10 protein-coding genes are annotated in these 14741 nt (G+C 71.2%); 1 reads left to right on the top strand and 9 read right to left on the bottom strand.

Features of this window, described 5'->3' with window-relative positions; genetic code table 11:
• The 3 genes from HUX53_RS36040 to HUX53_RS36050 form a co-directional block, all read right to left on the bottom strand.
• Positions 1–2277, bottom strand: a 2277-nt coding sequence (locus HUX53_RS36040) for a DEAD/DEAH box helicase (protein WP_217920310.1), incomplete at its 3' end; no start/stop codon positions are given.
• Positions 2249–3607 carry an ATP-binding protein gene (locus HUX53_RS36045; RefSeq protein WP_176407757.1) on the bottom strand — a complete coding sequence of 453 codons (1359 nt, stop codon included), beginning with the start codon at positions 3605–3607 and terminating at the stop codon, positions 2249–2251. The genes HUX53_RS36045 and HUX53_RS36040, both read right to left, overlap by 29 nt.
• Positions 3604–5646 carry a TerB N-terminal domain-containing protein gene (locus tag HUX53_RS36050; RefSeq protein ID WP_176407758.1) on the bottom strand — a complete coding sequence of 681 codons (2043 nt, stop codon included), beginning with the start codon at positions 5644–5646 and terminating at the stop codon, positions 3604–3606. The genes HUX53_RS36045 and HUX53_RS36050 overlap by 4 nt, the downstream gene beginning before the upstream one ends.
• 332 nt (positions 5647–5978) lie before the next feature.
• Between HUX53_RS36050 and msrA the strand changes: the two genes are divergently transcribed.
• Positions 5979–6488, top strand: coding sequence for a peptide-methionine (S)-S-oxide reductase MsrA (gene msrA / locus HUX53_RS36055; RefSeq protein ID WP_176407759.1), 510 nt, complete (start codon positions 5979–5981; stop codon positions 6486–6488).
• A gap of 29 nt (positions 6489–6517) precedes the next feature.
• On the opposite strand, the gene HUX53_RS36060 is transcribed toward msrA, so the two are convergent.
• The 6 genes from HUX53_RS36060 to HUX53_RS36085 all read right to left on the bottom strand — a co-directional run bounded on the left by HUX53_RS36060 (position 6518) and on the right by HUX53_RS36085 (position 14607).
• Positions 6518–7774: an NAD(P)/FAD-dependent oxidoreductase gene (locus HUX53_RS36060; RefSeq protein ID WP_176407760.1), complete on the bottom strand. Its 1257-nt coding sequence runs from the start codon at positions 7772–7774 to the stop codon at positions 6518–6520.
• Entirely contained in the window at positions 7771–9186 is a 1416-nt protein-coding gene (locus HUX53_RS36065; RefSeq protein WP_176407761.1) for an NAD(P)/FAD-dependent oxidoreductase, read from the bottom strand. Before HUX53_RS36065 ends, HUX53_RS36060 begins: the two co-directional genes overlap by 4 nt.
• Positions 9183–10616: an FGGY family carbohydrate kinase gene (locus HUX53_RS36070; protein ID WP_176407762.1), complete on the bottom strand. Its 1434-nt coding sequence runs from the start codon at positions 10614–10616 to the stop codon at positions 9183–9185. Before HUX53_RS36070 ends, HUX53_RS36065 begins: the two co-directional genes overlap by 4 nt.
• Complete coding sequence (locus tag HUX53_RS36075; protein WP_176407763.1) at positions 10613–12139, bottom strand: amino acid permease; 1527 nt, start codon at positions 12137–12139, stop codon at positions 10613–10615. Before HUX53_RS36075 ends, HUX53_RS36070 begins: the two co-directional genes overlap by 4 nt.
• Before the next feature lie 79 nt (positions 12140–12218).
• Positions 12219–12986: a DeoR/GlpR family DNA-binding transcription regulator gene (locus HUX53_RS42050; protein ID WP_176407764.1), complete on the bottom strand. Its 768-nt coding sequence runs from the start codon at positions 12984–12986 to the stop codon at positions 12219–12221.
• Positions 12987–13323: 337 nt separating this feature from the next.
• Complete coding sequence (locus tag HUX53_RS36085) at positions 13324–14607, bottom strand: hypothetical protein (RefSeq protein WP_309237597.1); 1284 nt, start codon at positions 14605–14607, stop codon at positions 13324–13326.
• Between the last annotated feature and the right edge of the window lie 134 nt (positions 14608–14741).

A 14741-nucleotide genomic window follows, 5' to 3' on the forward strand; every position in this document is an offset into this window, starting at 1 on the left:
GGCGGGAGCGGGGGGCGTGTGGTGAGCGGTCTCCCCGGCCTCGGCGGCGGCCGCGATGTCCGGGAGGGCCGCCCAGGTGGCGCCGACGTCGAGTTTGCGGGCGGCATAGGCGATCGTGCGGAGTTCCTCGCCGAGGACGTCGTCGTACTTCTCGATGATCTGGTCCGGGACGAGCGCGGCGAGCGACTCGGGGTCCGGAGGCGACTCGGCCGCCAGCGCGGTGAGGGCCTCGATCGCCTGGCGAGGCGCGGTGCCGGCCAGGACGAGGACGGCGCCTTGCCGGCCTACCGATATGTCGTGCCGGTGAAGGGCCAGGGCGAGGGTGTTCATGATGGTGTCGCCGCGCAGCGGGATCAGCAGAGTGTCCTTTCCCCAGCCGACGACGGGGGTCCGGGACAGGTTGAGGCGGCGGTAGGCGTTGCGGCCCTCGGTGAGCAGCCTCTGGGCACCGGAGTCGAGGTAGACCGGCATCTTGCCGCTCTCGTAGACCAGCCGCATCTCGGTCCTGATCCGGTCGTGGACGTCCGCGGCGCCTCCCCAGAACTCGGGTGCGTTCCCGCCTCCCGCCGGAGTCAGTTCGATGACCTTGGCCTGCGCGTCGATGCCGGCGATCCGCCAGCGGCGCCCCGCGAAGATCATCATGCTGCCGGGGGTGAGCGGATAGGGGACGGGGAGAGAGCCGAGCGTGCGCCCGGTGGTCACCAGGCGGTACTCCTCGGGGGAGTGGAACGCGGCGTAGAAGGTGTGGTGATTGGCGATGCGCTCGCCTTCACCGCCGTGCAGGAGCAGGCCGTCCTTCTCCTGACGGAGCAGGTCGGCTTCGCCGAGGTCGTGGAGGAGCATCTTGAAGAGGCGCGGCCCGATGTGCTGGAACGGACCGTGCGAGCACAGGGCGCGGTAGGCGTCCTGCGGGAGCACCCCGCCGTGCTGGGAGATCAACGAGAGGATCTGCTGCACGAGGGTGGACAGGTGGAGTCCGCCGGCCTCCGGCGGTTCGCACCAGCGGTCGAGCAGCAGGTTGACGACGGCGATCATCTGGACCAGCCGGGTGCGCAGTTCCTCCTGCGGGTCCGAGCCGGGCACGAGCTCGGGTTCGGCCGCGTACATCCGCAACATCGCCGGTCCGCCCCTGCGTCCCGTCCGGCCCAGGCGCTGGCGTAGTGCCGCGACTCCCGGAGGCGGGCCGATCTGGGCGACCGAGGCGATCGATCCGATGTCGATGCCCATCTCCAAGGTGGACGTGCAGACTGCGGTGACCGGCAGGGAACCGTCCTTCAACCGGGCCTCGGTGTCCTCCCGGATCTCCTTGGACAGGTTGCCGTGGTGCGGGACGAACTCATTGGGTACGCCGGCCTGCTTTCCACGCCGCACCAGCAGGTCCGTGAAGAGTTCGACGTTCTGCTTGGAGTTGGCGAAGACGAGGTTGTTGGAGCCGCGCAGCACCGCGAACAGGTGATCTGCGATGGCGCGCTTGCCGTCCCCGGCGATGTTCTCCGACTGCTCGTCCGCCGGAGCCACGGGCTCCCTGCGGCGAGGCGCGTCGTCCAGGAAGCCCTTGATGTGGAGGCGGAGTTCCTGGCCGTCGGAACTCGACTCGATCAGACGCACGTCCGCACCGCCGCCCGGACGGAGGAACTCGGCAGCCGCCCCCATGTCGCCGAGCGTCGCCGACAGCCCGATGCGCGGAATGCGGCGGCGCACGGCGAGTTCGAGCCGGTGCAGCAGCGATCTGAGTTGCGCGCCCCGTTCAATGCCGATGAAGGAATGGAGCTCGTCGATCACGATGTACCGGACGCCCTGGAACATCGAAGGGACACGGGTGCCGCGATTGGCCAGCAGCGCCTCCAGCGACTCCGGCGTGATCAGGACGATGCCCGAAGCCTGCCGGACGAGTCGTGCCTTGCGCGCGGCGTCCACGTCGCCGTGCCATTTGTGGACCGGGATCTCCAAGCGGTCGCAGAGTTCCTCCAGCCGTCCGAACTGATCGTTGATCAGGGCTTTGAGGGGACCGATGTAAACGGCGCCGAAGCCGGCACCCTCGGACGATTCCGCGAGTGCGGAGCAGATCGGCAGGAAGGCGGCCTCAGTCTTCCCGGACGCCGTCGCGGCCGAGATGAGGATGTCGTCCTCACCGGCGAGGATCGCCGGGATCGAGGCCTCCTGGGCATCGTGCAGTGCCGTCCACTGCTTCTGCCAGATCCATCGCTGGACCGTGGGATGGAGCAGGTCGAAGGCGCGCGACCCGCTCTCAGAGCCGGAAGGTGGTGAAGTCATCATCGTTGACAACGGAAGTGTTGTCCGTGGAGTCGCCGGCCTGCTGCTCGTCGGGGTCCTCGTCTTCCAGCGGCGCCAGGTCGGGGTTCTGGTCGGGTGCGAGAGTCACCGATCCGAGCAGGTTCCGCCAATCCGCGCCGGGGTTCTGTTCGAGGACGGCCAGCAGGTCGCAGAACGCCTTGATGGTGGTGCGCGGCGTCCTGAAATAGACGTCTCCCACCTTCTCCGAGCAGTGCTGCATGAAGGCCATGAGAGCTTCGTCGGGCAGGAGATGGGCGCTTTCATCGCCCGAGGCGTGGACGTGGCGCAGTTTGGTCAGCAGGACGAAGAAGTCCTCTTGAGTGAGAGCCTGGAGTTCCAGAATGGGGCCGGTGAGGTCGACGAGGCCGGCTGCGGCAAAGGTGTTGTCGGCGAGCCGGGACTGGAGCGCCGGGTAGCTGAACAGGCCCCGCCTGCTGTCCCGGAGGAACTCAGGCGTGCCGCCGAACAGGAATCCGAGATGCTCGGTGCTGCCCTGCAGAGTGTCGTTGAGGATCCGCAGAATCTGCTCGTAGTTCGCGTTGCGCGCCCTCGTCGAGGCCAGCTTGTACAGGTTCACCATCTCGTCGGCGCACACCAGCAGGCCGTCGAACCCCGCCAGCCGGACGAAGCGGCTCATCAGCTTGAGATGGTCGTACATCGTCCCGTCGTCGATGATGGTGCGGACGCCGAGCGCGGCCCGGGCGTCCGTCCGCGTCGCGTACTCGCCGCGCAGCCAGCGGACGGCGGACGACTTCAGGTGCTCGTCGCCGCTGTCGTGGCCGCGCCAGTAGGCGCCGACGACCTCGGCGAAGTCGTAGCCGCCGGTGAGTTCCGACAGGTCGGCCATGCGCGCCCGGATGACCTGGTCCGGAGCCCTGCCCGTCTGCTCCGCCTCCGCCAGGGCCGTGGAGACGAAACGCTCGACGACGCTGGGCAGCGCGCCGCCGTCGGGCTTGGAGCGGGTGGCGAGGTTGCGCATCAGCTCGGCGTACAGCCCGCGCGCCTGGCCGCCGGTCGCGTGCAGGCGGCGGTCGGGATTGAGGTCGGCGTGCGCCGTGACCAGGCGCTTCTCCATCGCGATCGATCGGACCAGATGAAGGAAGAAGGTCTTGCCGGCCCCGTACTCGCCGATGACGAACCGCAGTGCGGAACCGCCGTCCGCGATCCGCTCGACGTCCGCCAGCAGCGCGCGCACCTCGGCGACGCGGCCGACCTGGACATGCTGCTGCCCCACCCTGGGAACGACACCCGCCCGCAGGCTCTGCAGCAGGGCATCGCGCTCACGCGGGCGGACCCGGGTCGTCGTGGTCACAGCATCGCCTCCAGCGCATCGCGGTTGATCTCCAACGGGTCCTCTCCTTCGAGCACGGGCTCGCCGGTCGCCTCGTAGGCGGCCTCATTGAGGCGGTCGATGGCACCGTCCGGCATGACCCGATGCGCGGCCGCCAGGTCCTCCCACACGGCCCTCGCCATGAGCGGCCGCTCCGGCAGGGCCCTGATCAGCCGGGAGTGCGGGCCGTCCAGGCCGGCCACGGGCCGCACCTCGGGCGGTGGCGGCGGCGGGGCGGCCGGCGGCTCGTCCCCGAACACCGAACCGAGCAGGGCGGAGACCTCGGCGGCCTCGGCGATCCGCGCGGCCAGCAGCGACTCGTCGAGCCGGATCGCCGGTGCGGGGGCATCCGGTGGCCGCGGCAGGACGTGACCCGGCTCCGGCCTGCCGGGACGCACGATCACCGGAGCGGACGCCGGCTCCGCGGTTTCGGTCGCCGCGCGAAGGTGCCCGTCGACCGTCTCCGGAGCGAGCCCCAGCAGCTTCGCGATGCGGCGGAGCGTCTTGACCTCGGCCGGATCGACATGGCCGTCGGCGGCCGCCACGGCGGAGAGGAACCCGGCGAGGTGTTCGCGCTGCGACCGGTCGACGTCCTCGATCCGCCGGGACAACCCGGTGAGCTTCACCTCGGTCGACAGCAGCCAGCGCAGGTGAGCGCGAAGCCGCACCCGCTCGTCGGACGTCAGCTGGAGTGCCTCCTCCAGATGGCCGAGCAGAAGCTGCTTCTCCTCCACGGCGACAACGCCGTCCGCCAGGCTGACCGCCGCCCCCAGGTGCAGCAGCAGCGCCGCGGCGCGGTAGGCCCGCGACGGCGCGCCCTCTGAGACGTCCTCGACATGGAAGAACACCACCGACCCGCCCTTGGGCACCGGCCCGCCGAACCGCGGGTCGGGCTCCACCCCGATGCCGGCACGGCCGAGGACCCGTGCCAGGGCGACGACGTCCTTCTTCCCCGGCTGCTCCACTCCGGACCAGGCGAGGAGATCCGCGGCGGGGACGGCCGACATGGCGAACCCGCCCAGCCGGGACCGCGCCCACTCCACGAACGCGCCGACGTCCCCCGCACCGAGATCCACGAGCTCGTCCGGCAGCAGTGCGGCCGCCGCCAGGCTCCCGCGCTGCCGTGGGTCCCGGCCCATCAGGCGGCTGAACGAGTCCAGGCTCTCCGCGCACTCGTCCGCCAGCGACGCCAGCCGCCGCAACGGCAGAGCCTGATCGAACACGTCCGGGAGGCCGGGCACGGCCATCTCGGCGGTGCCACGAAAACCGCCGCTGGCCGGACGATAGGAGAAGGCCAGCTGGGGCCCCGTCGGCCTGAGTTGAAGCCCGCCGAGATGGCGGTCCTCGTGGCGCAACGCGAAGAGCGCCGCGAATTCCTCGGGGCACCGTTCAGCCGCCGTCCTCGGCGAATACCCCGGATGGGACAACACCCAATGGAGAGCCCACTCCGTCGGGATCGGCCGCCCGGCACGGGCGATCTCTCCCAGCCCGATGCGCAACCTCGGCGAGGGACGAGTCCGGTCGACCTCCGGCGGAGGACCGGCGGACACCTCGATGTCTGCGGCGGCACCGGCTTCCAACAGAGCACAGAACTCGGTCGCATAGCTGTGGAAGGAGCCGTCCGAACCGAAGAGCCCCAGCAGCCGCTCGACCTCGGCCCGGATGACCGGAAGTTCCGCCGCACGTGCTTCGCCGTCCCGCTGGAGGTCTACGAGGACCCGGCGTTCCAGACCGTAGAGGAACAGGAACGCATACCCCACGGACACGTCCCGGTGACGACGGCCGGCTCCCAGCCACCGCAGGTAGGCGGCACGGCCCTGCGGCGAGATCTCCGTATAAGACGGCCAGTACCCCAGGTCTTTGCCCGTCCAGTCGGGAGAGCCCCAATCGACCGGCTGACGCGGATCGATCAGCGCGGGCTCAACCCCCCGCCCGGACGCGGCGGTGAGCCCGGTGCCGACATAGAGCATGCCGCCCGGCAGGACGCGTTCGGCGACACGGCAAGGTTCCCCCGGCCCCATCCAACGGGCAGCCGAAGGTGACTGCACACCGCTCTCCCCAGCCGGCCACGACACTCCCACGCCCCCTCATCGCCCCGAACGCCTCGTCTTCCGCACCCGAGTCCGCCCCGATACTGGCGCAGACGACCGCCGGGGCGCTGGACCAGGCCGAAATCGGCCGACCATGGCCACACCCGGCCCGGCTGGGGACGTTGCGGTGAACCGGGCCGGTGGTGTGGGCGTCGCGGGAGGGTGGGCTGCTGGGAATCCGGATGGGGCTTCACGGGTTGGACGGGTTAGGGCCTGATCAGCACGATCATGATGACGGTTCCGAGGAACGAGAGGGAGAGAGCATGGCAACCGAGAGAGCGCTGCTCGCGGGCGGATGCTTCTGGGGGATGGAGGAGCTGTTCCGCCGCCAGCCCGGGGTGGTCTCCACACGGGTCGGCTACAGCGGTGGCGATGTCCCCAACGCCACCTACCGCAACCACGGGACCCACGCCGAGAGCATCGAGGTCCTCTACGACCCGGAGAAGACCGACTTCCGGGCCGTGCTGGAGTTCTTCTTCCAGATCCACGACCCGACGACCGTGAACCGGCAGGGCAACGACATCGGCACCAGCTACCGTTCCGCGATCTTCTACACCTCGGAGGAGCAGCGGAAGGTCGCCGAGGACACCATCGCCGACGTCGACGCCTCCGGCCTGTGGCCGGGCAAGGTCGTCACCGAGGTGACCGCCGCCGGCGACTTCTGGGAAGCCGAGCCCGAGCACCAGGACTACCTGCAGAAGTACCCGAACGGATACACCTGCCACTTCCCCCGCCCCGGCTGGAAGCTCCCCAAGCGCGCAACCACCGGCTGACGCACGTCCGGCAGCCGGGACGGCGGTCGTTACCGGCGGAGGGTGATGTGCACGTCGCCGGCGTCCGGGCGGACCTCGTCCAGCATTCTGCTGGGGATGCGGAACACCCTGCCCGGCGCCGCGGGCCATGGCAGGCGGCGTTCGGCGATGGTGCGGCCGTTCTGGGTGACGGTGACGCGAGGGAACGGCACGTACTCGTCCACCCAGGCCAGCAGCCGCCCGCGGGCGGGGCCGCGGGCGCCGGGCCGGTGCGCCGACGGGGAGATCCAGCGCAGCGGCTCTTCCGCGACGATCCTCACCGCGTCGCCGGAGCTCTTCTTCCCGGCCAGATGGTCAAGGACGCTCCGGGCGACGTGCGCGCCGTCGATGGCCGCGATGTCCGCGGTGTCCACGGGGTGCAGCACGTTGCCCGCCGCGAAGACGTCCGGGCGGCTCGTGCGCAGGCCGCCGTCGACGGCCGGGCCGAGCGTGCCGGGGTCGAGGTCGAGGCCGGCGGAACGGACGAGTTCGTTGTCGGGAATCCAGTCCCCGGTGAACACGACCGTGTCGCAGGGCACGACGTGCCGCCGGCCGGTGCCGGCGTCCTCGATCTGCACGGCCTGGACGCGGTGCTTGCCGATGATCCGGGTGACGCGGGTGCGGGTGCGCAGCGGCACCCGGAGCCCGAGCCTGCCCGCGACGGGCAGCGCCGCGTACGCCTCGCCGCGCGGACGTTCCGTGGTCATGAGGACGGGGCGGCAGCCGGCCTCGCGCAGCGTCAGCACCGCCGACCAGCTCACCAGCTCGCTGCCGACGATGACCGCGCGGCGTCCCGGTTTGCGATGCTGCAGGTGGACGAGGTTCTGCAGGTGCCCGGTGGTGTAGACGCCGTCCGGACGGTCGCCGGGCACCAGCCGCGCCGTGCGGGGCCGCTCCCGCGCGCCGGTCGCCAGCACCACCGCCTTGGCGCGGACCTCGTAGAGACCGTCGGGTGCGGTGACCTCCAGCGCCCCGTCAGGGGACCAGCCGGTCACCATGGCGCCGGTGCGGATCTCGGCGCCCGCCCGCTCGGCGCCGTCCACCATCCGGCGGGCGTAGTCCGGCCCGGTCAGGACCCGGTGCAGGTCGCGGACGCCGAAACCCGTGTGGGCGCAGTGCCGCGGGATGCCTCCCGCGTGCTGCTCCCGTTCGAGGACGAGGGTCCGTCCGGGAACCGCCCCCGCGAGTTCCCGGGCGGCCCGCAGCCCGGCCGGGCCGCCGCCGACGATGGCCACCGCGGGCGTCAGCCGGGTGCGCGTCGTGCTCATCGTTCGCCTTTCTCGTCAGCGGTCCGCAGTGCGTCCGCCAGCATCCCGGTGACGTTCGCGCCGCAGTAGAAGCCCTGGCAGCGCCCGTTCATCGCGCGGGTGCGCCGGCGCAGCCCGTCCATGTCGCACGGCGGGATCGTGCTCGCGAACGCGTCGCGGATCTCGCCCCGCGTGACCCGCTCGCAGAAGCACACGACCGTGCCGTACTCCGGGTCGGCGGCGATGCGCTCGGCGTCCGCGTACGGACGGGGGAACGCCTCGCCGATGTTGGGCATGCGCGGCGGCTCCGGCAGGTCGGTGCGCTCGTGCAGTTCCAGTCCCGCTTTGCGCAGCAGATCCAGCAGGTGCTCGGCGACCGCCATGCTGGACGTGAGCCCGGTGGAGCGGATCCCCCCGGCGACGGCATAGCGCTGCCCGGCGTCCACGTCGATCGTGTAATCGGAGACGTCGCTGGCCGCGCGCAGCCCCGCGTAGGTCGCGGTGACCTCCTCTTTCAGCAGGCGCGGCATGATGCGCTCCCCGCGCTCCAGCAGGAACGCGTAGCCATCCTCGGTGGTCGAGGTGTCGGCGCGGTCGGTCATGTCCTCGGCGGTCGGGCCGAGCATGACGTTGCCGTAGATCGTCGGGCTGATCAGCACGCCCTTGCCCAGCTTGGACGGCACCGGCAGCACGATCCGGTCCACCAGCGGCCGGGCCTGCTTGTCGTAGACGAGCAGCTCACCGCGCCGCGGGTGCAGGTGGAACCGGTCGTGCCCGAACTGGGCGTCGATCACGTCGCTGCCGAGCCCGGCGGCGTTGACGACCCACCGGGCGCGGACGTCGCCGCCACTGGTGTGCAGGACGGTCACGTCCTCGCCTTTGGTCACGGACTCGACGCGGTGCGAACGCAGCAGCCGCGTCCCGCGCCGGACCGCGTCGGTGGCCAGCGCGAGCGTGGTCGTCCAGGTGCAGATGATGGACTCGCCCGGCACCGTCAGCCCGCCGAGGGCACCCGGTCCGAGCGACGGAACCTGCCGGTACACCTCGTCCGGGCCGACGATCTCGCTCTCGGCGTAGCCGTTCTTCTCCGCTTTGGCCTTCAGGCCGGGGAGCGCGGCGAGCTGCTCGTCGTCCCAGGCCACCAGCAGTGCGCCGGTCGGCTCGTAGGGGATGCCGGTGCGGTCGGCGTAGTCCTTGAGGAGCCGGTACCCCTCGGCGACGAGCCGCGCCTCCAGGGTGCCGGGGGAGGCGTCGAACCCAGTGTGCAGGATCGCCGTGTTCGCCTTGCTGGTGCCGTCGCCGACGTCGCAGCGGGCGTCCAGCAGGACGACGTCGAGCCGGTGCCCGGACAGGGCGCGGGCGATCGCCGAGCCGACGACGCCCGCACCGATCACCGCGACGTCCGCGACGGGCGCGGTCTGCGGTGTGCTCACTTGCTCTCCTTTCCGATCGCGGTGCTCTCGACGGCGTCCCTCCACCGTGCCCGGAACTCGGCGGCCTCATCGGCGCCCATCCGGGGCGTGTACGAGGTGTCCGGCGTCCAGCCGACGATCGCGTCGGGCAGCGGCAGCGCCTTGTCGGCGGCGGCGCGGGCGAACGCCACGGCCCCGAGCGCGGTGGCGTGCTCGGACGGGTACACCTCGACCGGCGTCTGCAGCAGGTCGGCGACCGCCTGCATCAGGACGCGGCTGCGGGTGAGGCCGCCGTCGACGCGCAGCCGCGGCAGGGCGGCACCGGTGTCGCGGGCCGTGCAGTCCGCCAGCTCGGCGACCTGCGCGGCGATGCCGTCCAGCACCGCCTTGACCAGGTGCCCGGCTGTCGTGGACAGCGTCATGCCGGTGAACGAGGCGGTCGCCTCCGGCGCCCACCACGGCGCCGACAGCCCGGCCAGCGCCGGCACGCACAGCACGCCGTCGGCGTCCGGCGCGGCGACCCGGTCGAGCTCGGGCGCGCCGCCCACCAGGCCGAGGTCCGCCAGCCAGCGGACCGCCGAGGCGGCGGTCGGGACCTGGCCGTCCAGGCAGTAGGACGTCTCGCCGCGGACCCGCCACGCCACCGACGCGGCCAGCCCCGAACCGGACCGGACGGGTGCCGTGCCCATGTTGGCCAGCAGGAACGCGCCGGTGCCGAAAGTGCACTTGGCCTCGCCCGGTTCCAGGCACCGCTGGGCTAGCAGCGCGGCCTGCTGGTCCACGACCAGGCCGCCCACCGCGGCCCGGCCGCCGAACGCGGTCGTCTCGCCGACGATCTCGTCGCAGGCCGCGATGTGCGGCAGCGGCTCGTCCCCGAGGCCGAACACGTCCAGCAGCTCGGGGCTCCAGGCGGCCGTGTCCAGATCGGTGATCAGCGAGCGGGACGCCGTCGACGCGTCCGTGACGAACTCGCCGGTGAGCCGGTGCAGCAGCCAGGTGTCGGACGTGGTGACGACGCCGTCCCGGGTGAGCTGATCCCGGATCCAGCGCATCTTCGGCGCCGAGAAGTACGGGTCGAGCACCAGGCCGGTGCGCCGGGCCACCAGGTCCGCGAACTCCGCGCGCTCGGCGCAGATGTTCGCGGACCTGCGGTCCTGCCACACGATCGCGGGTGTGAGCGGTTCACCGGTGGCGGGGTCCCAGGCCAGGACGGTCTCGCCCTGGTTGGCCAGCGTCACGCAGTCGACCTGGACGCCCGCCTCGGCGACGGCGCGCCGCCCGGACTCCAGCACCGAGTCGAGCAGCTCTCCGGGGTCCTGCTCGACCCCGCCACCGGACAGGTAGCGGGGCCGAACCGGCAGTTCCACCACGCCCAGGACGCGGTCGGAGCCGTCCACGACCATGGCCTTGGTCCCCGAGGTGCCCTGGTCGATGGCCAGCACGGTGGTCACGGACGGCCTCCGGGCGCCTTCGTCGGCTGCGCGGGGGCGTCCTCGTCCAGGACCTTGTCGATGTCGTGCATGTCGGGCATGGTGAGCCCCTTGGTGCCGTGCCGGATCAGCAGGTACGCCAAGTAGACCGCACCGATCGCCGACATCACCGCGACGTAGCGCCAAGGCTCGGCGAAGGACGAGTCACGGAAGATCAGCAGCTCGTACACCAGCCAGGCGACGGCCACCACCAGCACCGGGATCTCCCAGCGGCCGAGGTCGAAGCCCCTGGACGGCGGCAGGCTCCGCCGCTTGGCCAGGTACAGCGCCACCGTCGCCGCGTAGATGATCGCCGGCAGCAGCGTCGCCGCCGAGAACAGCGAGAACAGCGCCTGGGTGGAGCGGGCGAACAGTGCCAGCAGGATCTGCGCGACCACGAACATGAACACCGCCGCGTTCATCGGGGTGCCGGTCGCGGGGTTGATGCGGCGCAGCAGCTGCCAGCCGGGGAAGCGCTTGTCCCGCGACATCGCCCAGACCAGCCGCGCCCCGCTCAGCGAGATCACCAGCCCGCAGGAGAAGATCGAGATCACCACGAGGACCAGCAGGCCCTTGCCGACGTAGGAGCCGAGCACCCGGGTGATGACGTCCGCGACCGGGGTGTCGGACTGCGCCAGCGCGGACGGGTTCTCCGCCAGCGCGGTCACCGCGACCAGGAACAGCATGCCGAGCACGCCGAGGCCGATCACGGCCTGCGCCATCGCCTTCGGCACCACGCGCGCCGGGTCCTTGGTCTCCTCCGCCAGGTTCGCCGCCGACTCGAAGCCGACGATGGTGAACGCGCCGAGCAGGAAGCCGAGCGCCCACGGCCCCACCGACGTCGCCCCGCCCAGCGAGAAGTAGCCGTCGCTCGGGACGTCGCCCTTGCTGAACAGGGTGCCGAAGTCCAGGTCGCCGGTGAACGCGCCGACCGCGAACAGCAGCACGGTCAGCGACACCATGCCGATCAGCTGGATGGTGACCGCGACGGTGTTGACCCGCTGCGTCGCACGGGTCGACAGCGCGACCAGGATCGCCTGCAGCAGCACCACCACGGCGGTGATGACCCACGCGTTCTGGCTCGTCCCCTCGTACTGGAACAGCACCGGCAGGATCGTCGCGGCGATCGTGTAGTCGACGGCGACGACCACGACGCCGAGGAACATGAACGAGATCCAGCCCATGATCCAGCCCAGCACCGGATTGGCCAGCCGGGACGTCCACTGGTAGGCGTAGCCGCTCACCGGGATCCGGGCGGCCAGCGCGCCGAAGATCAGCGCCACGCTCAGCTGGCCGACCACCACGATCGGCCACGTCCAGATGCCCAGCGGGCCGGAACTCTGCAGCACCGACCCGTACGCGGTGAAGATCCCGGTCGCGATCGACACGAACCCGAACGCCACCGCGAACGAGGCGTACCAGCCCAGCTCCCGCTTGACCTCCTGCGCGTAACCGAACTCCGAGAGCCCGTCGCCGCCGGCCGGCGGCGTGGAAGAATCGGCCATTGATCGTCTCCTTGCACATTCATGAGGGGATTGGCGATCGGGCCGGGCGACGCTGCCACGTCGTCCGGCCACCATGAACTCACCCGGTCGCCACGATGAGGCCGCCGGAGTCCTCCAGGGCCTCGCGCAGTGCCGGGGACGGCATCTCGTCGGTGATCAGTCCATCGAAGTCGTCCAGCCCGCACACCCGGTGCGCGGCGACACGGCCGAGCTTCCGCGAGTCGGCGAGCACGTACGAGCGCACCGTGTTCGCGATCATCACCCGGCGGGTCGCGACCTCGTCCAGGTGGTAGTCGGTCAGCCCCGCCGCGACGTCCACTCCGCCGGACCCGAGGAACGCCACGTCGGCGTTCAGGTCGGCGAAGAACCCCGCGGTCCCCGCTCCCGAGCAGGCCAGGTCGCCGGCCCGCAGCCGCCCGCCCGCCACCAGCACCTCGACCCTGGGCCGTCCGGCCAGCTCCGCCGCCGCCAGCAGCGAGCACGTCGCCACCACGCCGTGGTGGTCCTGCGGCAGCGCCCGGGCCACCTCCAGCGCGGTGGTGCCCACATCGATGATCAAGGTCTGCCCCGGCCGCACCAGCCCGGCGGCCGTCCGTCCGATGGCCGCCTTGGCCTCCCGGCCGCTGCCGGCCCGCTCGGCGAACGGCGCCTCCTCACCCGACCCCGCGCCGACATTGGTCGCCCCGCCGTGCACCCGCACCAGCGCCCCGCGCCGCTCCAGCGCCACCAGATCCCGCCGGACGGTCTCGGCCGACACCCCGAGCATCCCGGCGAACTCCTCGGTCCGGACCACGGACCGGCTGCGCAGCGCGTCCCGAATCCGCCGATGCCGCTCAGGCGCAAGCACCGCTGACCGACTTTGTGGAAGATTGACCGAACATATGGAGAAGTGTGCATACCCGTGGGTTTTTAGTCAAGATGATCGCAGGTCACAGGCCTGCAACGACGAAACCCGGACCCGGACATGGAGCGGTGCGGCCGTGGCATGACCAGATGCTGCACCCCGTGACCGATTCCCTGGGCCTCGCCGAGGGAGCTCGGCTGGACGGCGACGCCTTCCCGCGCCCGTGGGGATGAGCCGCGATGACCAGCGGAGCGTTCGGGGACGGGCGCCGGGGCCTCGGCCTCGGCCTCGGCCTCGCCGAGCTCACCGCTCGGGGAGGCCGAGGACGCGTCCGGCCGGGTCAGTCGTCGTAGTAGTTCGGCTGGGACTGGGCGTTGAGCACGTCGAGCCTGACGCGCTTGGCCCTGTCGGTGCGGCGGTCCCGGAGGTCGATGACGTCCAGGCCCCGCTGGATCTCGTTGGAGTAGATGTAGCCGTTGTAGTAGTACGCGGACCAGCTGCCGGCGATCGCCAGCTCGTCCGACCACGGGCCGCGGTCGAACCAGGCGATCTCCTTGGGCCTACGGGAGTCGGTGAAGTCCATGACCGAGATGCCGCCCTGGTACCAGGCCTGCACCATGATGTCCTTGCCCTTCACCGGGATCAGCGAGCCGTTGTGCGCCACGCAGTTCTCCGCGTCGGTGTTGTGCCGCGGGATCTTGTAGTAGCTGCGGAACCGCAGCTCGCGGTGCTCGCCCTTGCCGACGATGTCGTAGATGGCGTTCGCGCCCTTCTCCGGCCCGATGTCCGCGTTGCAGGTGGCGGCCCCGCCGCCGCCGAGCTCGTCGGTGAAGACGATCTTGGTGGCGCGGTTGTTGAACGTCGCCGAATGCCAGAACGCGAAGTTGCCGTCGTCGCGCACGCTGGTGATGGTGCGCGGCTTGAGCGGGTCGGAGATGTCGAACAGCACGCCGTCGCCCATGCAGGCCCCGGCCATCAGGTCCTTGTCCGGGTAGGCGGTGAGGTCGTGGCAGCCCGAGGTGGCGCTGGTCCCGTCGGGCCACGGCGTGCCGTCCGGGTCGCCGGGGTTGCCGCCGTCCGGGAACAGCACCGGCTCGGCGGCCACGTGCGCGGCCTGCGGATGCCGGAGCGGCACCTTCACGATCGAGATGAGGTCGTGCGGCGGCCTGCAGTCGGGGTAGGTCTCGCTCGGGCGGTACGAGGACACGTAGATGTAGACCGTGCCGCGCTTGCCCGGGACGAGGGTGTTGGTGTGGGATCCGCACTTGGTCTCGACGGCCTTGACGTAGCGCGGGTCGCGCACGTCGCTGATGTCGAAGATCTTGATGCCCTCCCACGCGGTCTTCTCGGTCGCGGGCTCGGGCACGGACTGGCAGGAGTCGTCGCTCCGCGAACTGTCCGTCGACAGGAACAGCAGGTTCCCGGCGATCGAGACGTCGTTCTGGGATCCGGGGCAGTGCACCACCGTGACGACCTCCGGCCGCCAGGGCCGGCTGATGTCGTAGACCGTGAAGCCCTCGTAGTTGCCGCCGAAGGCGTACCGGCCCTTGAAGGCCCAGTCCGAGCCGTACGCGTCAGGGCCGGCGAGCGGTCCCTGCTTGGGGATGTTCGCCAGGTGACGCATGTTGGGGGGTAAGCATTCAGCGCAGGCGCTTTGAGGCATGGCGAGATGGCGTTGCGTGAGCGCAACGCGGATGGGTGTTCAGGCGGTGGCCGGGTCGGGTGGCATCCAGGGCCGGCCCAGGAGGGCGTCGCGGG

It is taken from the genome of Actinomadura sp. BRA 177, from assembly GCF_013372625.1.
Lineage (GTDB): Bacteria > Actinomycetota > Actinomycetes > Streptosporangiales > Streptosporangiaceae > Spirillospora.

Bases quoted from the DNA above. Each gene is read 5' to 3' on its own strand.
- HUX53_RS36050 (WP_176407758.1), bottom strand. From the start codon at position 5,646: ATGGGGCCGGGGGAACCTTGCCGTGTCGCCGAACGCGTCCTGCCGGGC.
- msrA (WP_176407759.1), top strand. From the start codon at position 5,979: ATGGCAACCGAGAGAGCGCTGCTCGCGGGCGGATGCTTCTGGGGGATG.
- HUX53_RS36060 (WP_176407760.1), bottom strand. From the start codon at position 7,774: ATGAGCACGACGCGCACCCGGCTGACGCCCGCGGTGGCCATCGTCGGC.
- HUX53_RS36075 (WP_176407763.1), bottom strand. From the start codon at position 12,139: ATGGCCGATTCTTCCACGCCGCCGGCCGGCGGCGACGGGCTCTCGGAG.
- HUX53_RS36085 (WP_309237597.1), bottom strand. From the start codon at position 14,607: ATGCGTCACCTGGCGAACATCCCCAAGCAGGGACCGCTCGCCGGCCCT.